Genomic DNA, 26,574 nt, shown 5'->3' with positions numbered 1-26,574 from the left:
GGATAAATTTTTTATTTAATAAAAAATGAATAACTTAACAGTACAAACAGCTCTTAAAACTATTACCATGGATACGGTAAAAGATATACTGCAAATCAAAGGACATGTAGTATACACGGTAAATCCGGAGAGCTCCGTATACGAAGCTTTGGAAACACTGGAGTCGAAGAATCTCGGTTCCCTGGTTGTTTTGGAAGAATGTGGTAAACTGGATGGTATTTTTACAGAACGTGACTACGCCCGCAAAGTAATATTGAAAGGAAGATCCTCAAGAGAGACCAGGGTAATGGATATTATGACCGAAAGCCCGGTGTTTGTAACTCCTGATACTAAGATCGACTACTGCATGCAATTAATGACAGATAAGCATATCCGTCATTTACCTGTGCTCGAAGACAATGAATTGGTTGGACTCATTTCAATCGGTGATCTGGTAAAACATATCATCGATCAGAAGGATTTCATCATTCAACACCTCGAACATTACATTACCAGTTAGAGCAACTAACCCTTTTTGATCGTACTAGTGAGGCAGTATGGCCTGGTGCATTTGGTTTTATTCATATGGGGATGTTTATGCGTGTCATAGACTTCCTCCAGGAAGTATTATGTTATGCCGGGAAATAATATCCATAGTAATCAATTATGGCCGTTGCTATTGTACGCAGGAATAGTGTTTGTCCTGCTTGTTGCCATTCTTTTCCTTTCTTATATGTTAGGTCAACATCACCACGACCGCGCTACCGATAAACCATACGAGGGAGGTATCGAACAAAGTGGTTCTGCCCGTCTTCGTTTCTCTGCTCAGTTTTACCTTGTTGCCATGTTGTTTGTGATCTTTGATGTAGAAGCTGTGTTCATTATATTATGGGCGCTGGGCTTTTATGAACTGGGCTGGTATGGGTATGCCGGTGTGGCTATTTTTATTGGCCAGCTGGTAGTCGTATTGATCTATGAATGGGGAATTGGAGCACTTGATATAGGGGTTGATGGGAAGAAGATATTGAGGAGGTATAGGGAGTTGACGAGTCGGCAATCGGCAATCGGCAATCGGCAATGACCGGTCCTTCGCTGCGCTCAGGTCCGGTACCTGGTGTCCGGCAACCGGTAGCCAATGGCAAATGAACTTAGACTTATAGATCATAGAACTTAAAACTTTGAACTATAAACTATGAAATGGTGGTTAAGTAAAACGAATGATGCAACCGGTAATTTTTCCGGTACCGGCAGTATGGAGGAAGCGGTTAGTCAAAGTATTATGCTTACTTCTGTGCAAAGCCTGGTGGCCTGGGGACGAAAAAATTCCATGTGGCCTTTTCACTTTGGGTTAAGCTGCTGTTTTGTTGAAATGGCCACCAGTATTACCAGTAAGTACGATGTGGCCCGCTTTGGTGCTGAAGTGATCCGCGGTACGCCACGCGAAGCGGATGTAATGGTGATCGCAGGTACTGTATTTATAAAAATGGTACCTATAATAAAACGGTTACACGAGCAAATGATGGAACCTCGCTGGGTGATCTCGATGGGCAGTTGTGCCAACAGCGGCGGTATGTACGATATATATAGTGTAGTGCAGGGCGTTGATAAATTTTTACCGGTGGATGTATATGTGCCCGGCTGTCCACCACGGCCCGATGCGTTTATGCAGGGGCTGGTATTGTTGGCCGATGCCGTGGGAAAAGAAAAACGACCGTTAAGCTGGATGATCGGTGAGCAGGGCGTTATTAAGCCGAACCTAACCTCTATGAAAGAAGCAAAACGCGATGCAAGAATGAATATGGTAGATTTTAAGAGCGCTGACGAAATATAGGTGGTTTGTGGTTTGTTGTTCTTTTTTGTGGTTTTCCATTTCAGGAGGACTGCAAAAACTCGGAGAGACCGAATATAAGAACTACAAACTTCAGGCTACAGACTACAAACAATTGTATGGATGACCCAGATGTCATATTGCAACAGTTGCAGCAGCGGATAGGTGCTGACATCCAGTACCAGCAAAAAACCGTTGACGAGGTGCTTACGTGGTGGGTGCCAAAGGACAAGATCGTATTGGCCATAACCTTTCTAAAAACAGAAGTGGCCCAACCATTTAAAATGCTATACGATCTGTTTGGTATAGATGAACGGAATAAGAACCGCTTCAATGGACTGCCAATGGCAGATTTTACTGTGGTCTATGTGTTATTCTCGTTTGAACGAAATGCGTTTATCAGACTGAAAATAGCATTGCGTGGCGAGTACCCTTCTGTAAGCTCTATTACTTCTATATTTAAGAATGCCAATTGGTACGAACGTGAAGTGTATGATATGTTTGGCATCCGCTTCGATGGCCATCCGCATTTAACCCGCATTTTAATGCCGCTCACCTGGCAGGGACATCCCCTGCGCAAAGATCATCCGGCACGGGCAACCGAAATGGGACCATTTAGATTGTATGATGAAAAACAGGACCGCGAACAGGAGGCTCTCCGGTTCAAACCTGAAGAGTGGGGCCTGCAGGAACATGGCGATGATGCCGATTTTATGTTCCTGAATATTGGTCCGCAACACCCCGGCACCCATGGCGTACTACGTATCATACTGCAATTGAATGGCGAAGACATTGTTGATGCCATTCCTGAAATAGGTTTCCATCACCGCGGCGCCGAAAAAATGGCTGAGCGCCAAAGTTGGCATACCTACATCCCTTACACCGACCGTGTAGACTACCTGGGCGGCGTAATGAACAACCTTGCTTATTTATTGTCTGTTGAAAAGCTGGCGGGCATTGAGTTGCCCGACAGGGCCATGGTGATCCGCGTTATGTTGTGTGAACTGTTCCGCATTGCCAGTCACCTTGTTTGGTTTGGCACTTTTGCCCAGGACCTGGGGCAGCTTTCTCCCGTGTTTTACATGTTCACCGATCGCGAAAAGATCTTCGATATCATTGAAGCCATTTGTGGTGGCCGAATGCATCCCAATTGGTTTCGCATTGGTGGCGTAGCACAGGACCTGCCCAATGGCTGGCAACGTTTGGTGCAGCATTTTGTGGAGTACTTTCCCGCAAAGATCAAAGAGTATGAAAAAATGGTTATCCGCAACAGCCTGTTCAAAGCGCGTACTATAGGTATTGGTATCTATACATTGGAAGAAGCGATTGAATGGGGGGTGACCGGTCCCGGTTTAAGAGCCTGTGGATTTGAATGGGATTTCCGGAAAAAGCGTCCGTACGGCGGTTATGAGCGGTTTGATTTTGATATCCCCATTGCTCAGAATGGCGATTGCTACGATCGTTCATTGGTGCGCGTGGAAGAAATGCGGCAAAGCCTGCGTATTGTTGAGCAGTGTTTGCGGAATATGCCTGTGGGTGATTATAAATCGAGCCACCCGCTTACAACACCCCCGTTAAAGAAATTCACCATGCAGGATATTGAGACCCTCATCACCCATTTTCTAAATGTGAGCTGGGGACCGGTGATACCGGCAGGAGAGGCTATGAGTTGTATTGAAGCTACCAAAGGCGCCAACAGTTATTACTGTATAAGTGATGGCAATACGGCTGCCTACCGGGTGCGCATTCGTACTCCGTCATTCCCGCATATGCAAATGGTGCCCTATATCAGCAAGGGGTATACAGTGAGTGATCTGTTAAGTATACTGGGGAGTATAGATTTTGTGCTGGCGGATATTGATCGGTGAGTTGATCAGATGATCAGGAAAAGGCAGCGCCTGCCCCGCCTTGCGGGGTTGACAGGTTGACACGTTGATACGGAGGAAGTAGGGTGATAGGGTTGATAAGGGAGCGAAGTAGGAGGTAAGAAGTAGGAGGTAAGAAGTAGGAAGTAAGAAGTTGATCAGTTGGCAAGTGAATTGTTCGATCCGAAGGTGAGATAGAAGTTTGCCGTTTGCTCTCGGCTGAGCCGAGACCGTTTGCCCGAAGCGCGTTTAGCTATTAGTCGGAGATTGCCCATTGCCCATTGCCGATAATATGATAACTCAAAATATAAATAAGAAAGTCTCAAAACAGGAAGATACTAAGCAGCACCAGCCTGCACAGTATTTAACGGACATCGAACGTCAGTTCATTGACCATGAAATAGAGCTGGTGCCCCATAAAAGCGCTGCGGTTATTGAAGCTTTGAAAATAGTGCAGCACCATCGTGGCTGGATCAGTGATGACAGTGTAAGCGCTATTGCCGCCTATTTGCAAATGAGTCCGGCGGAAGTGGACAGCGTAGCAACTTTTTATAACCTTATTTTCCGGAAACCGGTTGGCCGGCATGTGATCCTGGTATGTGACAGCATATCCTGTTATGTAATGAAGTACGGTGACATTTATAAAGCATTACAGGAAAGGCTGCACGTTAAATTTGGCGAAACCACCAGCGATCAGTGTTTCACGCTATTGCCCAATGCCTGTCTCGGTTGTTGTGACCATGCGCCGGCACTGATGATAGATAATGATCTGTATAAAGATATAACCGTTGACATGCTCGACCGCATCTTAAAACAATATACCTGAAACAAATATGGAACGTCCGCTTACACAATATATACACCCGGGATGCCCGCCATTCGATATCAGGGAATATGAAATGACGGGTGGTTACTCCGCCCTACGGAAAGCGTTAAGCAGTATGACGCCAAAGGAAGTGCAGGACCTGGTAAAGGACAGCGGACTGAAAGGCCGGGGGGGCGCCGGTTTTAGTACTGGCATAAAGTGGAGCGTTGTACCAATGGGTGAAGATGCTCCCCGCCTCAAATACCTTATTGCCAATGCTGATGAAATGGAGCCCGGTACCTTTAAAGACCGGTTGTTACTGGAAGGCAATCCTCATCAGCTTATAGAAGGGATGATACTGGCTGCCTTTGCCATTCAGGCCGAAGAGTCGTTCATCTTTTTGCGTTGGGCCTATAAGAAGGCAGCTCAATTGCTGCGCAAGAGTATTCACGAAGCTTACAAAGCTGGTTTCCTGGGTAAAAATATTCTGGATAGCGGTTTCAGTCTGGAGATGCATTTGCATACAGGTGTAGGTCGCTATATGTGTGGGGAAGAAACCGCCTTGTTAAATGCCCTTGAAGGCAAACGGGCTACCCCAAGAGCAAAACCGCCTTATCCGCAAATAAGTGGCTTATATGGCAAGCCCACCATCGTGAACAATGTAGAGACGCTTTGTAATATTCCGCATATAGTGAATAATGGCGTCGAGTGGTTCAAAGGATTAAGTAATAGCGAAGACAGTGGCACCAAGTTATACGGTGTTAGTGGAAAAGTAAATAACCCTGGTTGCTGGGAACTGCCAATGGGCGTAACCATCCGGGAATTGATAGAAGAACATGCCGGCGGAATGAAGAACGGATATCAGTTAAAAGGTGTGTTGCCTGGTGGCGCCTCAACCGATTTCCTGACTGCTGAACACCTCGATATAAAAATGGATTTTGCTTCCGTGCAAAAGGCCGGTAGCCGTTTGGGCACAGGTACTATGGTTGTGATGGATGATGCTACCTGTCCGGTTGGCTTTGTACACAACCTGCAACATTTTTTTGCACAGGAAAGTTGTGGCTGGTGTACGCCCTGCCGGGAGGGATTGCCCTGGGTAGAAAAAATGTTGTTAAGCCTGGAGCAGGGAAGCGGTACCGCCGCTGATATGGAGCTATTGGAAATGCATACGCATATGCTGGGGCCCGGTAATACTTTTTGCGCACTGGCGCCCGGTGCTATGGAGCCCTTGCAAAGCGCATTGAAGTATTTTAAAGATGATTTTGAGAAACATATTTCGTTGCATAAGTGCCCTTATGAATAATGCCGCCCCCGAACCTGTCGCTTTAAAAGAAAAGGTTACTATATATGTCTACAATCGTTATAGATAACAAAAGCTACGAAGTAAAGCAAGGGAAGAACCTGCTGGAGGCCTGTCTGGGACTTGGGATCGATCTGCCCTATTTCTGCTGGCATCCGGCATTGGGTAGTGTGGGCGCCTGCCGGCAATGCGCGGTAAAGGTTTATAAAGATGAGCATGATACCCATGGCAAGCTGATGATGAGTTGCATGGAGAATATAAAAGACGGTTTGCGGGTATCGGTGGCAGATAAAGCCGCCCAGGCATTTCGCAGCCAGGTGATCGAATGGCTCATGACCAACCACCCGCATGATTGCCCTGTTTGTGATGAAGGAGGTAGTTGTCATCTGCAGGATATGACGGTAATGACGGGGCACGATTATCGCCGCTATCATTTTAAAAAACGCACCTATAACAATCAATACCTGGGGCCGTTCATTCATCATGAAATGAACCGATGCATTCAGTGCTATCGTTGTGTACGCTATTATCATGACTATGCCGGTGGCAAGGACCTGAATGTATTTGCGGCACACAATCATGTATATTTTGGCCGTGAGCAGGACGGGGTGTTGCAAAGCCCCTTCAGTGGTAACCTGGCGGAAATTTGTCCAACCGGTGTATTTACCGACAAGACTTTACGCGAACATTATACCCGCAAATGGGACCTCACTACAGCGCCTTCGGTTTGCCAGCATTGTAGTCTGGGTTGTAATACCATCGCGGGCGAACGGTATGGGCAATTGCGTTGCATCACCAATCGCTTTAACAGTCAGGTGAATGGTTATTTCCTGTGCGACCGCGGCCGGTTTGGGTATGAGTTTGTAAATAGTGAGAACCGGATCACACAACCGCTTATCCGTAATCAGGCGGTGGAGGCAGTAGATGAAACTACATTGATGGGTCACATGAGAAAGTTAATGACCGATCATACCCTTATTGGTATTGGGTCACCACGCGCTTCCATTGAAAGCAATGTGGCATTGATGCAACTGGTAGGTAAGGAGAATTTTTACCAGGGTGTCAGTGATAATGTGAGGTTTATTGAAAAGCGGATCGTGGAAGTGCTGCAAACCGGTGTGGTTAAGACTGCTTCGCTGCAGGATATACAACAGGCAGATGCTATCCTGATCCTGGGAGAAGATATCTGGAACACGGCCCCCGTTATGGCCCTGGCTGTACGCCAAAGCGTGCTGAAAACAGCAGCGCATCATGCATTGAAACATAATACGGGTATACCCACCTGGCACGATGCAGCTGTTCAAGAACTGGTACAGGAAGAAAAAGGATTCCTGGCCAATTGTACCATCACGGCTTCGCCAATTGATGAAATAAGCAGCTGTATAGCTCATAATGCACCCGATGATCTTGCCCGGTTGGGATTTGCGGTTGCGCACCAGTTGAATGGCTCACTGCCGCGGGTGCTTGTGGATGAAGATACCCTGGCCGAGGTTATTGATATCGCGGTGTTTTTACAACAGGCAAAACGGCCGGTGATCATCAGCGGTACCAGCTGCTATAACGAGGCGTTGATCCGCGCTGCCTACGATATTGCCGTTGCCTGTAAAACGCCTGACAAGGAAGTACGCCTGGCTTATGTAATGCCGGAGTGCAACAGTATGGGATTGGCCATGATGCAGGCGCCCAGTTTTGAGACTGCCGTTTTACGGGCCACCCGCGAAAAGAATATAACCGCTATTATATTGGAGAATGATCTGTACCGGAACGCGCCCGCCATGGTAGCCGATCTGTTCTTTAATAGTGTGCAGCATTGCATCGTGCTCGATTCATTGAATAACCTTACTACACAACAGGCAGATATCCTGATGCCCGCAGCTACGTTTGCCGAAGGCGATGGTACCCTGGTGAATTATGAAGGCAGGGCACAACGGTTCTTTCGGGTGTTTATGCCCGGACAGGCCACCATACAGGAAAGCTGGAAGTGGTTGTTGAAATTGCAGGCACTCCGCACCGGGGTATTAAATGAAGGGGAGCTTCATCCCGAGGATGTATTAAAGCAGGCTGAACAGTTGTTGCCGCAGTTTGCCGGTATTTCCGCATCGGCACCTCATCATGATTTTCGGATAAACGGACAGGCGCTGCCACGTGAACCACACCGTTACAGCGGTCGTACAGCTATGTTGTCGAACCTGGCAGTGAGTGAACCTAAACCTAAACAGGATAATGATTCCCCATTCACTTTTACTATGGAAGGGTATTCCGGTATGCCACCATCACCCCTGATCCCATTCTTCTGGTCGCCGGGTTGGAATTCCATACAGGCAGTGAATAAATACCAACAGGAACCTGGTGGTTCTTTAAAAAATGAACAGGCGGGTATTCATTTATTTAAATATAACCCGCATGCTGTACCGGTTTATTTTAAGGATATACCGGAAGCTTTTATGATACGCAACGATCGGTGGTTGTTATTTCCGCAATACCATGTGTTGGGATCAGAAGAATTAAGTGCGTATTCAAAGGGCGTTCGGGAGTTGAGCCCTGAGACCTATGTAGCAATGTCTGCAAGTGATATGGCCCGGCATGGTTTGACCAATGAGCATGTAGTAACAATAAAAGTATTTGAGCAGAACTGGGATTTACCGGTTAAGGCAGATAGCTCCCTTCCCAATGGATTGGTGCTCATCCCGGCCGGATTACATGGAATGGCTGTACCGAACTGGAATGCCTATGTTATTATTATGAAGGGGAATAGGTAATAGCCGGTTATTTAGTTATTAGGTTCTTAAGTTAGTAAGTTATTAAGTTCGTAAGTTATCGCGAGTCTTAACCCAATAACCCAATAACCTAGGAACTCTGAATTAGTTATTGTTATAATTAACTTTTTATTCATGAGTACAACACAGCAAATATGGATAGTAATAGGTGTATTGTTCGTGTTGCTGAATATTGCAGCCGGATTGATCTGGGTGGAACGCCGCCTGTTGGCCTTATGGCAGGACCGGCTGGGACCGAACCGTGCAGGACCACTGGGTATATTGATTGTGCTGGCAGATACGCTTAAGTTATTTTTCAAGGAGGACTGGATACCGCCGTTTGCCGATAAATGGATCTTTATAACTGCCCCGGCGATTGTGGTAGGCAGTGTGCTGTTGAGTTTTGTGATCATACCTTTTGCGCCTGGTATTGTAGTGGCCGATCTCAATATAGGCATCATCTTCTTTTTGGCCATGTCATCCTTAGGGGTGTACAGTATTGTGTTGGGTGGCTGGGCTTCCAATAATAAATATGCGTTGCTGGGCGCTTTGCGCGGTGCCTCTCAAATGATAGCCTATGAAGTGTTTATGGGCTTGTCATTAATGGGTGTGGTTATGCTGACCGGTTCTTTTAACCTGGGTGATATTGTAATGGCGCAAAAGCACCTGTGGTTTGTAGTAACACAACCAGTTGGTTTTATCATCTTTTTAATTGCCGGAGTGGCAGAAACGCATCGCCTGCCATTTGATATTCCTGAAGCGGAAAGTGAACTGATCGCCGGTTACCACGCAGAATACTCCGGTATGAAGTTCGGGATGTTCTTTATTGGAGAGTACCTGGGCATTACTCTTATCTCGGCCATGATCGTTACGCTTTTCTTTGGCGGCTGGCTGGGACCCGCTTTCCTGCCACCATTGTTGTGGTTTGTGATCAAGCTATTTTTCTTTATTGGGTTGTTCATTTTGTTACGGGCTTCCTTGCCCCGGCCGAGGTACGATCAGTTGGTGTCCTATGGCTGGAAGATCCTATTGCCATTGGTACTGGCCAATGTGCTGATAACCGGAGCGATCGCGTTGTGGCTGAGAGGGTGAGTGGTGAATGGTGAGTAGTGAGTGGGTGTCTGTAGTTTGAGATTGCTGAGCATATTCGGCAGGCTGAAGAGGTGAGTGGTGAGTGAGTTTGAGGTTGCTGAGCATAGTCGGCGGACTGAGGGAATGAGTAGTGAATGATGAGCAGTGAGTGGGCTGCGAAATGTCGGGTGTCTGAAAAATCGGAAACCTACTCACAACTGACAACTCACAAATAAATTAGCGAATCTAAAAAATCAGGAAACATGCTTAGTCATTTAAGAACAATGTGGTTGGTATTCATCCACCTGTTCCGTAAAAAGGAAACGATCGAATATCCCGAAGAGAAAGTGGCCCTGCATCCACGTTACCGGGGTCGTATTGTATTGACCAAAGACCCTGATGGCGGCGAACGGTGCGTGGGTTGCTATCTATGTGCAGTGGCTTGTCCGGTCGATTGCATAGCCTTACAGGCTACCGAGGATGAGAATGGTCGTCGCTATCCAGATTTTTTCCGGATCAATTTCTCTCGTTGTATTTTTTGCGGCTTTTGTGAAGATGCATGTCCAACCTATGCCATCCAATTGATCCCTGATTTTGAAATGGGGGAATACAACCGGCAGAACCTGGTGTTTGAAAAGGAAGACCTGTTGATCAACAGCCAGGGGAAATACCCGGGTTATAATTTTTATCAGGTGGCTGGTTTGGAAGCCGGTGTAAAGAAAAAAGGCGAAGGGGTGAATGAAGAAACGCCAGTAGATGTGCATAGCTTATTACCGTGAATGGTCAATGGTGAGTGGTGAGTGGACTCGCAATTATTTGTGACGGCTGTACATTCGCGAAGTAACAAATTTTTATGAATGCTGAGTAGTCGCGAGCTTACTCACAACTGACAACTCACAACTGACTGGAATCGCTTGTCAACACTATCAACACTATCAACTTGTCAACTCTATTCTACATATCATCAATAATAGCAGTGGTCTCAACCATAATGGTTATCACAAGGTTTCACCCGGTGCACGCATTGCTGTACCTCGCTGTTTCATTTTTCTCCTCATCCATGGTGTTTTTGTCGCTGGGTGCCCCATTTGTTGCTGCGTTGGAAATAATTGTCTATGCCGGGGCCATTATAGTGCTGTTTATTTTTGTAGTGATGATGTTGAACCTGGGCCGCGAAACTGCTCAGCAGGAAAAAGAGTGGTTAAAACCCAAAGTATGGGTTATACCCGCAGCGCTTGTACTGCTGTTGCTGATAGAAATGATCATCTTGCTTTTTTCTGAAGATAAACAGGTGATGCAGATTGCCGTAGTAGAGCCACGTAAACTGGCGCTTTCCTTATACGGTGAATATATCATTGCTGTAGAACTTACCGGTTTTCTGCTGATGGCTGGCATTGTAGGTGCAGCGCATATTGGTAAACATAAAAAGACCGAACTGCACCGCTTTCTGCAAAATGGCCATACAGACAAAGAAAAAACAACCTATACCCGAAAGACCGAAACCGTTACAACTGAACAAACCGCAATACATGAATAGCGCACAAATGGTACTGATGGTGGCCGCCGTATTGTTTGCCCTGGGGTTGGTAGGTGTGCTCACCCGCAAGAACGTGATCTTTATGTTGATCTCGGTTGAGATCATGCTGAATGCAGCCGGTATGGCCTTTGTGGCCGCGGGGGCAAAATGGCAACAACCCGATGGACAAATAATGTTCCTGTTCATTCTGGCAATGGCCGCGGCTGAGGTGTCGGTAGGACTGGCGCTTGTGCTGCAGATCTATCACCAGCATAAGACGATGGACGTGGATAGGTTAAGGGAGCTTAGGGATTGATATAACTGCAAGTCTATAGTTGGTTGAAACCATTTGTCGCCACAAATGCATTCGACCTGTCAGGTCTGCATTTCATCCTGACCGGCGGATTAATGAAGCAGACCTTACAGGTCTTCCAATAACAAAGAACTCAGAATTCAGAACAAAGATCCAGGCATATGAACCAGTTACTCGCTTACATACCGGCTTTTCCATTATTAGGATTCATATTGCTATCCTTGTTTGGGAGGAAGCTTACAAATCCTGTTATCGCCATAATAGGTGCCGGCACGGTATGCTTAGCGGCGATCACTACCATTGTGCTGGGTGTTTCATTTCTGCAAACTCCACCACAGGGAGGCGCCTGGCAGCAATTATTGTGGTCGTGGTTCAGGGTAGGGACGTTATCGGTTGATCTCAGTTTACGGATAGATGCTTTAACGCTCATCTTTATATTTATTATCACTTTTGTAGGGGCGCTTATTCATATTTATTCTACTTTCTTTATGCGGCATGATGCCGATTATGCCCGCTTTTTTGCCAGTATGAATCTGTTTGTATGTTCTATGTTGTTACTGGTAATGGCCGATAATCTGGTGTTGCTGTACCTGGGTTGGGAAGGCGTTGGATTGTGCAGCTACCTGCTCATTGGGTTCTGGTACGATGTGCCTTCTAATTGCCGGGCGGCGAACAAGGCTTTTTTGATCACGCGTATTGGTGATACCGCGTTGTTGATTGGTTTGTTCCTCTTGTTCAAAGAACTGGGTTCACTGAATATGGGTACTATACTGCAACAGGCGCCCAAACATTTTGTAAGCGGAGGCGCCAGTATTACCCTCATTACCATTTTACTAATGGTAGGTGGTATGGGTAAATCGGCACAGTTGCCGTTACAAACCTGGTTGCCCGACGCCATGGCTGGTCCATCGCCAGTAAGTGCGCTAATACATGCCGCTACTATGGTTACAGCCGGCGTTTATTTAATTGCCCGCATGAATGGATTGTTTCAGTTGTCGCCAGTAACTATGGCCATTGTAGCCATCGTTGGTGCCATCACCCTGTTTGTTGCCGGTTGCAGCGCACTGGCGCAAACCGATATAAAAAGAATTTTAGCTTACTCCACCATCAGTCAGATAGGATATATGTTCCTGGCGCTGGGGGTAGGTGCCTGGAGCGCAGCCATCTTCCATTTCTTCACCCATGCTTTTTTTAAAGCCCTGTTATTCCTGGCAGCAGGAGTGATCATTGAAGCCCTGCACCATGAACACAATATTTTTATGATGGGCGGATTGCGTAAAAGAATGCCTGAGGTATTTCTTACTTTTTTAGCCGGCGCTGCTGCTTTGAGCGCACTGCCACTGGTGAGCGCCGGTTTTTATAGCAAGGATGCCATTCTATGGTACAGTTGGAGCGCTGCCGGTGGTAACCCGGTCCTTTGGTTAATGGCATTGGCCGGAGCGTTTATCACCGCCTTGTACAGCACCCGGTTGATGCTGGTGGTGTTCTGGGGCGACATGAGATCTCCTGTTCATGAGCAACCTGACAAGGGGATGATCATTCCATTGATCGTGCTGGCTTTCTTTTCCGTAACAGCCGGTTTTATTGAGTGGCCGCACAATCTGTTTCACCTCACCCTTTTTTCTGATCAGGTACAACAAGTGCTGCCTCAGACAGTGATGAAAGAGAATGAGCCATCCGAATGGTTGTTCCAGGGCATAGCCGCTTTGGTTACCCTGTCGGGCGTATATCTGGGTTATGTGTTGTATTATGGGAAGTCAGGCGTTCGTTGGCAGCAATCGCCCGGTTTGTCGGCCACCCGCGATTTCCTGTTCAGCGGCTGGAAGTTTGATCAGTTGTACAATTATGTATTTGTAAAACCATATTTGTTTTTAACCCGTATCAATAAAGGTGATGTTATTGATAAACTATACAACGCCATTGCCCAGGGTAGCATGCGACTGAACAGCTGGTTCTCGGTTTCGCAAAATGGCTCCCTGCGGATGTATATCGTTGGTGTGCTGGCTGGTATCCTGTTTATTATCACGCTTCAATTGTTGTTATGATACTGGTTTGGATGATAAGTATATTGCTTATTGGCGGTGTTGCCTGCTGGCTGGTGGCGCAACGCAATCAACTGGCCTGTAAGTGGACGGCCCTGGTGGCTGTGATCGCGGCTTTTCTGCTGCCCATTATTTGGTATATCCAACATACACCGGCTGTTGGCGCTGGTAATAACTGGTTGATCGATTACCAGGTAAAGTGGATCCCAGCTTATGGCATCGGCTTTCATCTGGCCATGGATGGACTGGGTTTTATTATGATCCTGCTTACCTCCTTGCTGGGGGTGTTGGCAGTGCTCTGTTCCTGGAATGAGATCAGGGAGAAAACCGGTTTTTTCTTTTTCAACTTATTATGGACACTGGCCGGTATTGGTGGCGTTTTTGTCGCCATGGACCTCTTCCTTTTTTATTTCTTCTGGGAAGTAATGCTGGTACCCATGTATTTCCTGATTGCCATTTGGGGCGACTTCAATCGCCGGTATGCGGCATATAAGTTTTTCATTTTTACCCAAACGGGCGGATTGCTGATGCTGCTGTCGATCCTTGCCCTGTATTTTATCCACGGCCAGCAGCACAGCGGTAATTATACTTTTGATTATTTCGCTTTATTAAATACAACGCTGGGCAATGGTGCTACTGCGCGTTGGATCATGTTGGGCTTTTTGATCGCTTTTGTGATCAAGCTGCCGATGGTGCCTTTGCACAGCTGGTTGCCCGATGCGCATAGTGAAGCGCCTACTGCCGGTAGTTTGATCCTGGCTGGTTTGTTATTAAAGACTGGTGCATATGGGATCATCCGCTTTGTTTTGCCCTTATTCCCCGATGCATCGGCCAGTATAGCCTGGTGGGCAATGCTGTTGGGCGTGGTTGGCATTGTATATGGCGCGTTGCTGGCCTACGCGCAAACCGATCTGAAACGGCTTATTGCTTATACATCAGTCAGTCATATGGGGTTTGTGTTGTTGGGTGTTTTTGCTTTCCGGCAAATGGCGCTTCAGGGTGTGGTGATGCAATTGCTTACACATGGGGTCAGTACAGGCGCGCTGTTTGTGTTGGCTGGCATGTTAAAAGAACGATTGCATACCAGGGACATCAATCAAATGGGCGGTTTGTGGACGGCCATGCCACGAATGGGAGCATTGGCAATGGTATTTGTAATGGCTTCGCTGGGTTTGCCGATGCTTGGAAATTTTGTTGCCGAGTTCCTGATCTTGTTGGGGGCATTTGAGGTAAGTCCGGTATTAGCAGTTATTGCCAGCGCCGGATTGGTGCTCTCAGCCCTGTATTCGCTGCGCATTATGCAGAAAGTATTTTATGGACAAATACAAACTATAACCGCACCCCCAGCTGATGTTAGCCCCCGCGAATGGATCATTATGGCCAGCCTTACCATTGCTATAGTGTTTTTGGGCTTATACCCGCAGCCAGTATTTGATATAGTGAGCGGGGTAGTACAACAGGTTGCTCGTTTATAGTTGAAGTTGAAAGTTCACAGTTGAAAGTTCACGGTTGAAAGTTCACGGTTGAAAGTTCACAGTTGAAAGTTCTGAGTTTTGAATTTCGCGCGAAGCGCTATTGCCGACTGCCGACTGCCGACTGCCGACTGCCGACTGCCGACTGCCGACTGCCGACTGCCGACTGCCGACTGCCGACTGCCGACTGCCGACTGCCGACTGCCGACTGCCGACTGCCGACTGCCGATTGCCGGACCTGAGCGTAGCGAAGGACCGGGTTTGCCGTTTGCCGTTTCACGTTTCACGACAGGCACAGCATATTCATAATAAATAACACTATGACACACCTACAATTTCTCGCTTTATCACCTTTCATTATCCTCGCCGCGGCAGCGATAGTAGTGATACTACTGATTGCATTCAGGCAAAGTCATACCGTGATACAAGTAACGGGATTTGTGATGATGTGTGCAGTGGTGTTTGCCATGTGGTATGTGCGCGATACCTTGCCGCGTCAGGTGCCGCCATTACTGGTGGTAGATGGGTTTGCCGCCTTGTTTACGGGTCTTATAATATTTTCAGTATTGGTAGTAGGACTGCTGTCATACATTTATTTTGAAGAACGCGAAGAGAACCCCAAAGAATATTACATCCTGCTGTTTCTGGCCACCCTGGGTTCAGCAGTGCTGACCATCAGCCGGCATTTTGTTTCATTTTTTATTGGGTTGGAATTGTTGAGTGTAAGTCTGTATGCATTGATCGCTTATCTGCGTAACCGCAATAATGCGGTGGAAGCGGGTATGAAATATTTGGTGCTGGCGGCCTTGTCATCGGCCTTCCTGTTGTTTGGGATGGCTTTGATCTATATGGAAACGGGCAGCATGGAATTTTCTGCCATTGCCCGGGTTGTTGATACTAAGGGAATGTCGATCTTGTTTTTTATGGGTATTGGGTTGATCCTGGTGGCTATCGGGTTTAAGCTGGCTTTGGTGCCATTTCATTTGTGGGCAGCTGATGTATACCAGGGTGCCCCGGCCCCCGTTACCGCATTTATTGCCACGGTATCGAAGATAGGCGTTTTTGCCGTTTTGGTGCGTTTTGCAGATGCCATCCATTTACAACAAAATACACTGGCCGTAACTATCATTACTGTAATGGCCATTGCCTGTATGATTGTTGGGAATATACTGGCGTTAATGCAACAGCATGTAAAACGCCTGCTGGCTTATTCATCCATTGCGCATTTTGGCTACCTGCTGGTGGCGTTTTTGTCGGGCAATACCGGCGTGGGCGCCGCTGTATTCTATTTGCTGGCATACTCCATTACCTTGTTATCGGCATTTGGTATCATTACTTTATTATCCACCACCCGTCGGGATGCCGATGATCTGAGCGGTTATCGCGGATTGTTCTGGCGCAGCCCATTGATGGCGGCGATCTTTACGGTAGCCTTGTTGTCATTGGCAGGCATTCCGTTAACGGCTGGTTTTCCTGCTAAATTTTTTATACTCACAACCGGCGTGCAACAACACAATTGGTTATTGGCCATTGTGCTGGTGTTGACCAGTGTAGTTGGGTTGTTTTATTACCTGCGTATCATCAGTACACTGTTTGCATCACCACCATTAACACCGGTAAAAGAAAGGACATTACATCCTTTCTTTTATGCAGCCACCTATGCCTCGCTGGTAGTGTTAATGTGTTTATTAGGCTGGCTGGGTGTGTACCCGGGGTTTATAGTAGAGAATGTTAGAACTTTCCTTAGCTTCTAAGTAACTGGTCCTACCTGACTAATGTAAATGCCCCTTTCTTCGTAACTGTTTTGCCCTGGTAGTCAGTCCCCGAAACCATATAAACATAGGTGCCAGGGTCCTGCTTCTGGCCATGAATGGTGCCATCCCATCCTTTGCCATGTTGCGAAGTGGTGTATACCAGTTGTCCCCAACGATTGTAAATGCTGAATATGGTCAGTTTTGAAATACCTACCAATACTGGTTTAAACACCTCATTTTTTCCGTCACCGTTTGGCGAGAATGCATTCGGCATGAATATATCTGCATTGGTTTTAAATACTTTTACCGTGAACGCATCGGTGCCATAACAACCGTCTTTAGTAGATGCCGTTATTACATATGTAATGGAATCTACGCTCGATGGAAACGTGGCTATGGGATTGAATATGGTTGGATCGTTCAGCCAGGAGCCCGGGTCCCATTGGTAATTAAATGTAATGCCGGTGTTGGCATGGGCATTCAGTTGTAATGGCTGTCCGGATACAACGGCCGTATCGTTGCCGGCATATACAACGATCTTGGGAGTTACAAATACAAATACGGTGTCTGAAACCGGTTTGGGACAACCCAGGGTATCAGTCACCGTAATGATATAGGGCGTACTGGCGTGGGGGTGTGCAATGGGCGACAGGGTGCCTGAATTAGTAAGCGTACTAATTGGCGACCAGTGGAAATAAGCCGCCATCATGGTGGCATTGAGTTGAGCGGTATTGTCGTAGCAAATGGTTGTATCTGCTCCGGCATATGCCTGCGGATACGGTACCACTTTCACATGCATGGAAGATTGGTCCTGACATTTACCCAGGTTAGCCAATACATGGTAAGTGATATCATTGTCGGCATACGCCCTCGGGTATTTGGTAGTGGTACTGCTGAGCCCGGTTGCTGGCGACCAGGAATAACCCAATGCATAACTTACGGGGTTTAATGTAAAGCTATCGGTTTTACAAACGGTTGTATCGGCCGGCAGTTGTACGGTAATAAAATCGAGCGTGTTAACGGTTATGGAACCGGTAGTGACGCAGGTATTTTGTGTTACCGTAACTGTATAAACGGTCGTGTCTTTGGGCCACACCAGCGGATTGGCGGTATTGGCGTAGAGCATTTTGTCACTGGGCGACCAGCTATAAGTGATGCCGGTACCGGTAGCATTGGCAATCAGCGGCAAGGTATCGATGGTACAGATCAAGGTATCGGTAAATGGCAATGTTAAATTGGGTTTGTCATTGGCTGTGACTGTTTTATTGATAGAACCACTACAGCCAACGCTGCTTCCTACAGTAAGCGAAACGGTATAATTACCCGAGCTGGCAAAGGTATGTGTGGGGCTATTGATAGTAGAAGTATTGGTAGCGGAAGTAGGTTCGCCAAAATTCCAGATCCAGCTATTTACCGTTCCATACTGGGCAACAGTGGCATCGGTAAATTGAAACGGCGTCTGGTAACAACTGCCAGTAGAATTAAAGCCAGGGGTGAAACCCGGATAAACTTTCACCGTGGCTGTGGCCGAATCGGTACATCCCAACGAATTGCTTACTTTCAGTTTGGTTGTATAGGTACCCGCCGTTGGATAAGTATAGGTAGGCGTAGCGGCTGTGCTTACATCCGTAGTAATACCTGGAACACCAAAGTCCCAGGTATAAGAAGTGATATTGGAGGCGATAGATTCGTTCTGAAAATTAAAAGTGTAGTTGTCGCAGTTGGTGTAATTGGATTTCAGACTGGCAGCCGACAACGTACAGTTGTAAACGTAGATCTGCAATTCTTTTTTTATAGAATCGATCAGGATGCCATTGCGCCACTCTTTCACATACACGGCCACTACATATTCCCCTGTAGTGCCAGGAGCCGTTCCGGATAATAACCCGGTAATGGGATCGATGGTGACTGAACTGCCCAATGGTGAAATGCCACTATAGCCGGCAGTGTAGGTAAGCAAAGGGTAGGGCGGACTGCCCGGTACAGAGGAGGATGTTTGTCCGCTTGGATTGCTCACATTTAATCCTGACCCAAAAGAATAGGAGAGGGAATCGCCATCAACATCTGTGGCCTTGAATGGATAACTAAAATTGCCATTGTAACAAACGATGGCGGTATCTAGAAAAAGAAAATTCGGGCTATTATTCTTATGATAATCTACACTGTTGATAGTGCCAGGTATCATAGCGGTGATGGTAATGCCGGAATTGCCGGAGCCGCTAATGTTTATAATGCCACTTACCCGCAAGGCATCCTGCACCGCCAGAATATAACCGGCAGAAATGTCTGCCAGATCAAGCGTGTATACAAAGGTGCGGATCTCGTAACAGATACTGGGCGGGTTACTCATACATGGGCTGTAACTGGTTTTCGAAACGGTTTTAACACTGGAGTAGCTGATTGATTTGCTTGCAGCCAATGCGTTGGTGCCTGCGTTGTATATCCCCAGGTATACAGATTCTTTCGGACCATTGGTGGAACAGCTGAAGAAAACGGTTACAGTGATGGTATAATTAGAAGTCCCGGCGGAGGCGCCAACGCCATTGTACTTATATTCAATATACCCGCCTTTTACGTGGTTGGCTTCAGCTGGTTGAGTAAGTAATAACAGGCACATCATAAAATACAGGATCAGTAAGGGTTTTCTTAGGGTTTGTACTGATATATTATTCATAAAAGATTTGTTCATTCACTATTTGGTATAATTTAGTGTTGTAATTATTTTAAATGAATTCCATCACTAAACAGTTATTCCGATTCCCGTTGTTGATATGGCTGGCATTGTTGCCTTTGATCAGTTTTGAAACACATTCATCGCGTCCTGTTACTATTATATTCAAACATAAAATGGGTGACCGCGAGTTGCAGCTGTTTAATGAAACGTATACTAACCCATTTGGAGAGCCGATAATCATCACCCGCTTCAAGTATTATATTTCACATCTTAGCATCGCGGGAAGTGATCAAAAAGAAACAGCCCTTTCTGATAAGACCTTTCTGATAGATGAATCGGACCCACATTCAAAAACATTAGTATTTACAACCCCTGTAACTGCTCCGCAATCGCTTTCCTTTGTGATCGGGGTCGACAGTGTCCTGAACATCAGCGGGGTGCAAACTGGTTCGCTTGATCCGCTCAATGGAATGTTCTGGACCTGGAACAGCGGTTACATCTTTGCCAGACTGGAAGGTAAAAGCGACTCATCGCACGCCCCTGCACACCTGGTAAACTGGGATGCAGGCGGATTCAGGCCGCCTTACAATGCCAGTAGAAAAATTAAATTGGATCTACTCAATACCACCAGTCCGGTTATTACCATTGAAGCCGATCTGGTGAAATGGTTCAATGCAACGCATGCCATTCACATTGCACAATCACCCCTTTGTCATCAACCCGGTCGGTTGGCCATGCAACTGGCCGACAATTATTCAACAATGTTTTCCGTAGCGCCATGAAAGCGATCATCACCATATCAGGATTACTGTTCGCGCTATTCCTCGGAATTGCCTGGATAGAAGGCGGTAAAACACCCACACCATTATCTTTCGTTGTGCCCCGAAACTGGCCCAAACCGAAATATGATCTCACCAGCAATCCGCTTACCCGTGAAGGTTTTCTTCTGGGAAGAAAATTGTTTTTTGATCCACGGTTAAGTATTGATTCAACCATTTCCTGTGGAAGTTGTCACCAGCAGTTTGCCGCTTTTTCAACCTTTGAGCACAACCTCAGTCATGGCGTAAACAGTTCCCTCACCACCCGCAACGCACCGGCTTTACAGAACCTGGCCTGGCAAAGCGATTTTATGTGGGATGGCGGCATTGCGCACCTCGATCTGCAACCATTGATGCCGTTTACAGCTCCCAATGAAATGGGCGAAACAGTGGCCGGTGTTATTCATAAGTTGCAACAGGATGCTGATTATCCCAAAATGTTCAGGGCTGCATTTGGAAGCCCGCTCATCAATACCCAACGCCTTACAAAAGCCTTGAGTCAATACATGCTAATGCTGGTTAGCAGCAACAGCAAATACGACCAGGTAATGCGTGGGGAAGCCACGTTCCAATTGGCAGAACAGCTGGGGTACGACATCTTTAAACAGAAATGCAGTTCCTGTCATAAAGAGCCGTTTTTTACGGATTTGTCGTACCGTAATACCGGCTTACCTGTTGATGAGACCCTGAATGATTATGGACGAATGACAATTACCGGCAACCCGAAAGATTCATTGAAGTTCAAAGTGCCCTCATTGCGCAATGTTATGCTGACCTTTCCCTATGGGCATGATGGCCGTTTTTTCTCCCTGCTTAATGTATTTGACCATTACCGGCGGGATATGGCGGTTGCCTCAACGACCGATTCTTTGTTGCAGCACAAATTGCCGCTCTCGAATTACGAGATCGGGCAATTGACCGCTTTTCTGCAAACGTTGACCGATTCCAGTTTTTTAAAGAACTCAATGCTGGCGCCGGACGACAATGTGCCATTGCCGCCATCTATGCACCTGCATGGAACATGATACGTTGAATTTTCAGGATGTGTTTGGTACAAGGTCCCTAGAATAGGAGTGTGTCGACAAACCGGTGAGATGTATCGGTGAAATGGGGAGATGGAAAATAAAAAACCGCCTTTTGGGCGGTTTGAAATATTTATAACAATCTAAAATGAATTACTTGGGTAAAGGTGTTTTGAGTTTTCTAAGCAATTCATTAGCCTCAGCAAGCTTTTTCGGAGCAAGCACTTTGCCCTTTAATTTGTTGAGGTTTTCATCAATAGTATAAGTAAATACTTGATTAAATAAGTCGCTTTTTTTCTGAAAAGACTTTTTCATGGGCAATAAAGTTACAAAATTTTCCTTTTAATTAAAAATGCATTGATTTCCAGGTTTTTAGCAAAGGGTAATATTTGGTCTTCCACGTAAACATAGATCTCAAATTTTGCAGAAAGTTCATCTTGATTTATACCGACCGCCATTCGATATAACCTGGTCCTTTCACGTGTACTTCCTCTAAAAATTACCCACCGATCAGGGTACTTCTCAGTAAAGTCGTCAACTGCTTTAGCAACAGTAGCTAATATTTTATTTCTATCGCCGTTATCGCTTATGAATACTATAGTTATCAGTTATGGCAAGGTCAGTGTAAGCTTCATATTTCATCTACTCCGTCTTTTAGCTATATAACTAGTCAATATTCTTTTCCGGTAGAATGCTAAAGTCAGTCACTCACCTTCGAGCAACTAGCTACCTTTGCTGTTAAAATTATAAAATTGTACATAAACAGTTTACAAAGTTTATCAAATGCTTGTATTTTTTGATAGAGGTCAAGTTTGTATAGAATAGCAAATGTGATACGACGTTAGTAATAAAATAATCGTTGAAGTCTTTAATGTCTTTAGTGATCTGCTTTGCAGTTGGCGATATTATAAAATAAAAAGCTGCCCCACACAAAGTGAAGCAGCCAAATAGCTTTCAACTTTCAACCTGGAACTACAAATTAATTCCACCTGCCACTTCAATCCGCTGACCATTTATCCATGCAGCATCGTTGGTGCATAAGAATGCTACTACCGGACCGATGTCTTCAGCTTCCCCCACACGATTTAATGGTGACAATGAGCTGAGGAATTCCTGCATTTTGGGATTGTTACGAATGGTAGCATTGTTAAAATCGGTAATGATGGGGCCTGGCGCTACAATATTGGCTGTAATTCCTTTAGTACCTAACTCTTTGGCCATGTATTTGGTCAGTACTTCCATGGCGCCTTTCATGGATGCATAGACTGAATAGCCAGGATGAGCAAAGCGGGTAGTGCCGGTTGAGATGTTTATAATACGGCCGCCTTTGTTGATGTAAGGCACGAACTGTTGCGTTAAAAAGTAAACACCTTTAAAGTGTACATTTAAAAATTCATCAAAAAACTCTTCCGTTACATTTTCAAAAGGTACACCACCGCCAATACCGGCATTATTGATTAGAAAATCGAAAGCGTTGGTATTCCATTTGGATTGCAATGTAGTTGCTACCTGTTGTACAAACGCTTTGTACGATCTTAGATCGGCCATATTGAGTTGCAAAGCGGCTGCCTGCCGGCCCAATGCCTCAATGGATCTTACCACTTCGGTTGCAGCGGCTTCATTGCTATTGTAAGTTAAAAGAACATCGATCCCTTTTTTTGCCAGGTTGATTGCCATATCTTTTCCCAGGCCACGGCTACCGCCGGTTACCAATGCGATTTTTGTTGTTGACATATTGTGTTTTTATTTATTACACAAAATTGGCAACAAATGATGTGGTTAGTGTGGTGACTGGTTTAGGAAAAATGGTGACTGCTTCAGTAAAAATGGTGACTGTTTAAGATTGAAAGGCAAAAAGCACCGTCGCGGCAACAAAATACACCGCTACGCGGCGAACTAAGAAATCAGAACCTGGAACTCAGAACTAAATAACTACAAACTATCCCGGTATTTTTTAGGGGTCATACCGGTGTATTTTTTGAAGAACTTTACAAAATTGGAAGGATCATACGTGAGCTGACGGGCTATTTCGCCGATAGAAAGGGGCGTGGTGGCAATCATTTCCTTTGACAGCATAACGAGGCGGTCTTCAAAAAGATCGCAGGCGCTTTTACCGGTAACTTCCTTGATGGTATTGGTTAAATGAACGGGGTGTATATGTAACAGCTCGGCAAAGTCCCTGATCTCGAACATTACTTCTACCTCACCGGCTTTTAATTCAAGCATATGTTTGTCCAGCGCGGCAGTATATTGCTTCACTATTTCTTTCTGACGAAATGATATGCCAGGAGTAGTAATGATTTCCATGATAAGTTATTTTTTAAAAGTCACATAAACCGTATCGCCTTTATCTGCTGAATTAACGTCTGTTCGTACGGTGACCAGGCTATTGGACAAGGCAATTTCAATTTCATAACTGTTGCCCAGGAAGGATACCTCCGTCACTTTTCCGGGAATGGCCGTCCTGCCTTTTTTAGGGGCCAGGGTAAAAGCTTCTGGTCTGATGTACAATTGCTTTCTATTACCGTATCCTTTAGGGACATCGCCAAATGCGGCAGCTTCGGCTTTGGTAAAGGAATTGAATTTGCCGAATAATCCGGCTGCATATTCATTAACAGGCTGGCGGTATATTTTTTCCGGGGTATCCTGTTGAATGATCTGACCGCTTTTCATGACAATGATCTCATCGGCCCAGCTTAAAGCGTCAACCGGATCGTGCGATACCATCAGACAGGTGATGCCCAGTTTTTCGCCCATGGCGCGAATAACACCCCGCAGGGTATTGCGATGCAGGTTATCGAGGTTGGAGAACGGTTCATCCAGTAAGAATAGTTTTGGAGCGCCGATCAGTAGCCGGGCCATGGCAATCCGTTGCTTTTCGCCACCGGATACCTGGTCGGTCTTCCGTTTTAATAAATGGCGGATATGGCATACTTCAAACAGCGTTTCTGCTTCCTGTTCTGGCAGTTTATTGGCGTATTCCAGTATTTCTTCTACCCGGTAATTGTTGCGCAGTTCAAAATGTTGCGACAAATACGCCATTTTGGGATGACCGGGGATCAATCTTTCATTCGGCCCTTCCACGTGTTTGTTCTCAAACAACACCTTTCCGGTATCGGGCTGAACCAGTCCGCCGATGATCTTTAGCAGGGTGCTTTTTCCTGATCCGGATTCCCCCACGATCGCCAGTTTTTGAAATTTCTTCTGTTGGAACGTGATATCCTGTAAAACTACGGTAGTACCCAATTGTTTGTTGATCCCGGAAACCTTTAATAATGCCATATTGCCCTGTTGTTTAATAATTCAGCGGGTGGAACCATGAATTATTGAAAATTCTATTCTTTAAGGGCTCAAAAGTAGTTCAAAAAGGCGCTATTTGGAAGGGAATGCTTCGGTAGAAATGCCCATCCGGTGTTTCAATGCTGAAAACCTGGGATCTGCCTTTACGACCCTGTAAGGCGGGTATTCAATAAAATAGGCCACGGGGCCCAGTCTTTTGTCTATACACAGGTTCAGGTAATAAAAAGTTTTATCCAGGTTGCCCAGGGCCAGATATATTGAGGCAAAATCACCGTCTATTACGGAATCGGGCTCATCCAGCTCACGTTGTTCCAGTTTATGAATGCATTCCATGGCTTTATCAATCTTGCCTAAGCGGGCATAGGCGTGGCCTAGCCCCATCATGCCTTTCAACGGATGATTGGTAAGCCGGTGAAACTCTTTAAAGTATTCGAGAGCGGTTTGCCAGTCGCCCTTCAGGCCAATACACCAGGCTTTTAATTCAATGGCGCTCCGCATTTCGGGGTTCATCTCCAGTAGTTTTTCTGCCTGGCCAATGCCATCATCAAACCGTTCTGCAAAAATATACGTCATGCCCAGGGAGCGAATGATAATGGGTGACAGGGGGTCGATCTGTTCCGCTTCTTCCAGCACTTTAACGGCCTGGGCTTTTTGCCCTTTGGTGATATAATAAAATCCCAGCAGGTCATAAGCCACTACAGCCCCGGGATTGAGTTCAATGGCTTTTTGTAAGGAATCATAGGCAGCCTGCCATTTCCAATCATAATACAAATAAGTCATGGCTTTGGCGACATGTCCTTCTGCAATGGTGTCATCCAGCTCCAGGGCTTTGTCGGCATACTGATGGCCAATTTCAAATGCCGTATGCGGGATCATTTGTCCCTGGGTGCCCAGTTGGCAGTAACATTGCGCCACCATAGCATGGGCTTCCGCATAACCAGGTTCTAAGGCAATGGCCTGTTTAAAACATTCAATGGCCTTGCGGGTATCGCCGGGCGTTAATTTATTTTTGAAATGCAGTCCTTTTAAATAGTGCGTATAGGCAGTAATGTTCTTAATGCTCGATTTAATGGCCGGCACTGTTTTTTGCGAAAAGGAGAGATTCTCTTTTAGCTTATTGGTGATGATGGCGCTGATCTCGTCCTGTACTTCAAAGATATCATCGAGTTTGCGGTCGTAGGTCTCACTCCAGATGTGAAAGCCATCGGCGGCATTGATCAACTGGGCGGTTATACGCACGCGGTTGCCGGCCTTGCGTACACTTCCTTCCAGCACTTTGTCAACGTTCAGTTGAATGGCAATATCGCGGATGTCGTCATTTTTTCCTTTAAATGCAAAGGCGGAGGTGCGGGAGGTTACCTGCAGCCCGTCTACCCGGGTAAGGGCATTCAACAGTTCTTCGGTAATGCCGTCACTGAAATATTCATTTTCGGGATCGGCGCTCATGTTTACAAAGGGCAGCACCGCCAGGCGATTGATGGGCGCTGCTGTTTTTCCCCGCACTTCATTACGACCGGGCACCACGATGCCATTGTTGGCTATGGCAAAAACCCGTGTGGGTTGTTTTATATTTTTTAATTCGAAATAACCCAGTTCACGGGTTTGAATATGTTCCTGGTTGCGGAGCTCATCAAATACTTTTTCAGAGACAAAAACACCACCAGGCACGGCCAGCGACTCGATGCGGGAGGCCAGGTTAACGCCGTCGCCATAAATAGCTTCTTCTTCGATGATCACATCACCGGTGTGGATACCGATGCGCAGATCAACTTTGGGCGATTGCTGTAGCTGTTGCTGGATCTCAATGGCAGCATGCACACTATCGATGGCGCTGTTGAAAATGCTCAGTGATCCATCACCATAATATTGCAAAATTTTTCCATGGAATTGAGGAATGGTAGCCTCCAGTACTTCTTTCAGCCGCTGGCGTTTGGTACGGGCCAGTTGCTCATTTTCCTGCATCAGGGCGGTATAACCCGTCATATCGGCAAATAATATAGCTGCAAGTTGTCGCATATCAGGTGCAATTTAAGGAAAAAGGCAGTAGGCAGAGGGCAGA

Annotated in this window: 23 protein-coding genes; 16 read left to right on the top strand and 7 right to left on the bottom strand. The window is 46.2% G+C overall.

Annotated features, from left to right (window positions below; translation table 11 throughout):
- Nucleotides 1-25 precede the first annotated feature (25 nt).
- From J7I42_RS29920 to J7I42_RS29855, 14 genes are all read left to right on the top strand, one after another.
- Nucleotides 26-499, top strand: coding sequence for a CBS domain-containing protein (locus J7I42_RS29920; protein ID WP_209143227.1), 474 nt, complete (start codon nucleotides 26-28; stop codon nucleotides 497-499).
- A gap of 114 nt (nucleotides 500-613) precedes the next feature.
- A complete protein-coding gene (locus J7I42_RS29915) occupies nucleotides 614-1,060 on the top strand; it encodes an NADH-quinone oxidoreductase subunit A (protein WP_262898166.1) in 447 nt (148 codons plus the stop codon).
- Between the two features lie 111 nt (nucleotides 1,061-1,171).
- Nucleotides 1,172-1,810: an NADH-quinone oxidoreductase subunit NuoB gene (gene nuoB / locus J7I42_RS29910; protein ID WP_209143223.1), complete on the top strand. Its 639-nt coding sequence runs from the start codon at nucleotides 1,172-1,174 to the stop codon at nucleotides 1,808-1,810.
- A 116-nt stretch (nucleotides 1,811-1,926) separates the two neighbouring features.
- A complete protein-coding gene (gene nuoC, locus J7I42_RS29905; RefSeq protein WP_209143221.1) occupies nucleotides 1,927-3,675 on the top strand; it encodes an NADH-quinone oxidoreductase subunit C/D in 1,749 nt (582 codons plus the stop codon).
- Between the two features lie 289 nt (nucleotides 3,676-3,964).
- On the top strand, nucleotides 3,965-4,498 hold the full coding sequence (nuoE, locus tag J7I42_RS29900; protein WP_209143219.1) for an NADH-quinone oxidoreductase subunit NuoE: 534 nt from the start codon (nucleotides 3,965-3,967) through the stop codon (nucleotides 4,496-4,498).
- Between the two features lie 7 nt (nucleotides 4,499-4,505).
- A complete protein-coding gene (gene nuoF / locus J7I42_RS29895; protein ID WP_209143217.1) occupies nucleotides 4,506-5,780 on the top strand; it encodes an NADH-quinone oxidoreductase subunit NuoF in 1,275 nt (424 codons plus the stop codon).
- Between the two features lie 44 nt (nucleotides 5,781-5,824).
- Nucleotides 5,825-8,536, top strand: coding sequence for an NADH-quinone oxidoreductase subunit NuoG (gene nuoG / locus J7I42_RS29890; protein WP_209143215.1), 2,712 nt, complete (start codon nucleotides 5,825-5,827; stop codon nucleotides 8,534-8,536).
- Between the two features lie 108 nt (nucleotides 8,537-8,644).
- Complete coding sequence (gene nuoH / locus J7I42_RS29885; RefSeq protein ID WP_317196274.1) at nucleotides 8,645-9,625, top strand: NADH-quinone oxidoreductase subunit NuoH; 981 nt, start codon at nucleotides 8,645-8,647, stop codon at nucleotides 9,623-9,625.
- 242 nt (nucleotides 9,626-9,867) lie between these two features.
- Nucleotides 9,868-10,383 (top strand): NADH-quinone oxidoreductase subunit NuoI, encoded by a 516-nt coding sequence (gene nuoI / locus J7I42_RS29880; RefSeq protein WP_209143211.1) that lies wholly within the window; start codon nucleotides 9,868-9,870, stop codon nucleotides 10,381-10,383.
- Nucleotides 10,384-10,544: 161 nt separating this feature from the next.
- Complete coding sequence (gene nuoJ / locus J7I42_RS29875) at nucleotides 10,545-11,141, top strand: NADH-quinone oxidoreductase subunit J (RefSeq protein ID WP_209143209.1); 597 nt, start codon at nucleotides 10,545-10,547, stop codon at nucleotides 11,139-11,141.
- The gene (gene nuoK, locus J7I42_RS29870; protein ID WP_209143207.1) at nucleotides 11,134-11,436 is read left to right on the top strand and encodes an NADH-quinone oxidoreductase subunit NuoK; all 303 of its coding nucleotides are present in this window, start codon (nucleotides 11,134-11,136) and stop codon (nucleotides 11,434-11,436) included. Before nuoJ ends, nuoK begins: the two co-directional genes overlap by 8 nt.
- Nucleotides 11,437-11,594: 158 nt before the next feature.
- Complete coding sequence (nuoL, locus tag J7I42_RS29865; RefSeq protein ID WP_209143205.1) at nucleotides 11,595-13,478, top strand: NADH-quinone oxidoreductase subunit L; 1,884 nt, start codon at nucleotides 11,595-11,597, stop codon at nucleotides 13,476-13,478.
- An 11-nt stretch (nucleotides 13,479-13,489) separates the two neighbouring features.
- A complete protein-coding gene (locus tag J7I42_RS29860) occupies nucleotides 13,490-14,950 on the top strand; it encodes a complex I subunit 4 family protein (RefSeq protein ID WP_209143203.1) in 1,461 nt (486 codons plus the stop codon).
- 317 nt (nucleotides 14,951-15,267) lie between these two features.
- Nucleotides 15,268-16,701, top strand: coding sequence for an NADH-quinone oxidoreductase subunit N (locus J7I42_RS29855; RefSeq protein ID WP_209143201.1), 1,434 nt, complete (start codon nucleotides 15,268-15,270; stop codon nucleotides 16,699-16,701).
- Nucleotides 16,702-16,711: 10 nt separating this feature from the next.
- Here the strand turns inward: J7I42_RS29855 and J7I42_RS29850 are convergent, their stop codons facing one another.
- A complete protein-coding gene (locus J7I42_RS29850; protein WP_209143199.1) occupies nucleotides 16,712-19,375 on the bottom strand; it encodes a PKD domain-containing protein in 2,664 nt (887 codons plus the stop codon).
- A gap of 53 nt (nucleotides 19,376-19,428) precedes the next feature.
- On the opposite strand from J7I42_RS29850, the gene J7I42_RS29845 reads away from it, so the two are divergent.
- Nucleotides 19,429-20,157: an MbnP family protein gene (locus tag J7I42_RS29845; RefSeq protein ID WP_209143197.1), complete on the top strand. Its 729-nt coding sequence runs from the start codon at nucleotides 19,429-19,431 to the stop codon at nucleotides 20,155-20,157.
- Nucleotides 20,154-21,218, top strand: a complete 1,065-nt coding sequence (locus tag J7I42_RS29840; RefSeq protein ID WP_209143195.1) for a cytochrome-c peroxidase — start codon at nucleotides 20,154-20,156, stop codon at nucleotides 21,216-21,218. Before J7I42_RS29845 ends, J7I42_RS29840 begins: the two co-directional genes overlap by 4 nt.
- Before the next feature lie 150 nt (nucleotides 21,219-21,368).
- Here J7I42_RS29840 and J7I42_RS29835 read toward each other — a convergent pair whose 3' ends face one another.
- From J7I42_RS29835 to J7I42_RS29815, 6 genes are all read right to left on the bottom strand, one after another.
- The gene (locus tag J7I42_RS29835; RefSeq protein ID WP_209143193.1) at nucleotides 21,369-21,530 is read right to left on the bottom strand and encodes a hypothetical protein; all 162 of its coding nucleotides are present in this window, start codon (nucleotides 21,528-21,530) and stop codon (nucleotides 21,369-21,371) included.
- Between the two features lie 11 nt (nucleotides 21,531-21,541).
- A complete protein-coding gene (locus tag J7I42_RS35785) occupies nucleotides 21,542-21,805 on the bottom strand; it encodes a DUF6934 family protein (protein ID WP_378573069.1) in 264 nt (87 codons plus the stop codon).
- A 382-nt stretch (nucleotides 21,806-22,187) separates the two neighbouring features.
- Nucleotides 22,188-22,949: an SDR family NAD(P)-dependent oxidoreductase gene (locus J7I42_RS29830; protein ID WP_209143191.1), complete on the bottom strand. Its 762-nt coding sequence runs from the start codon at nucleotides 22,947-22,949 to the stop codon at nucleotides 22,188-22,190.
- 198 nt (nucleotides 22,950-23,147) lie between these two features.
- Complete coding sequence (locus J7I42_RS29825) at nucleotides 23,148-23,522, bottom strand: helix-turn-helix domain-containing protein (protein ID WP_209143189.1); 375 nt, start codon at nucleotides 23,520-23,522, stop codon at nucleotides 23,148-23,150.
- Between the two features lie 6 nt (nucleotides 23,523-23,528).
- The gene (locus J7I42_RS29820; RefSeq protein WP_209143187.1) at nucleotides 23,529-24,497 is read right to left on the bottom strand and encodes an ABC transporter ATP-binding protein; all 969 of its coding nucleotides are present in this window, start codon (nucleotides 24,495-24,497) and stop codon (nucleotides 23,529-23,531) included.
- 90 nt (nucleotides 24,498-24,587) lie between these two features.
- Complete coding sequence (locus J7I42_RS29815; protein ID WP_209143185.1) at nucleotides 24,588-26,531, bottom strand: adenylate/guanylate cyclase domain-containing protein; 1,944 nt, start codon at nucleotides 26,529-26,531, stop codon at nucleotides 24,588-24,590.
- Nucleotides 26,532-26,574 lie beyond the last annotated feature (43 nt).

This window comes from Niastella soli, assembly GCF_017742245.1.
Taxonomy (GTDB): domain Bacteria; phylum Bacteroidota; class Bacteroidia; order Chitinophagales; family Chitinophagaceae; genus Niastella; species Niastella soli.
This window is presented reverse-complemented; position numbering and strand designations above follow the sequence as displayed.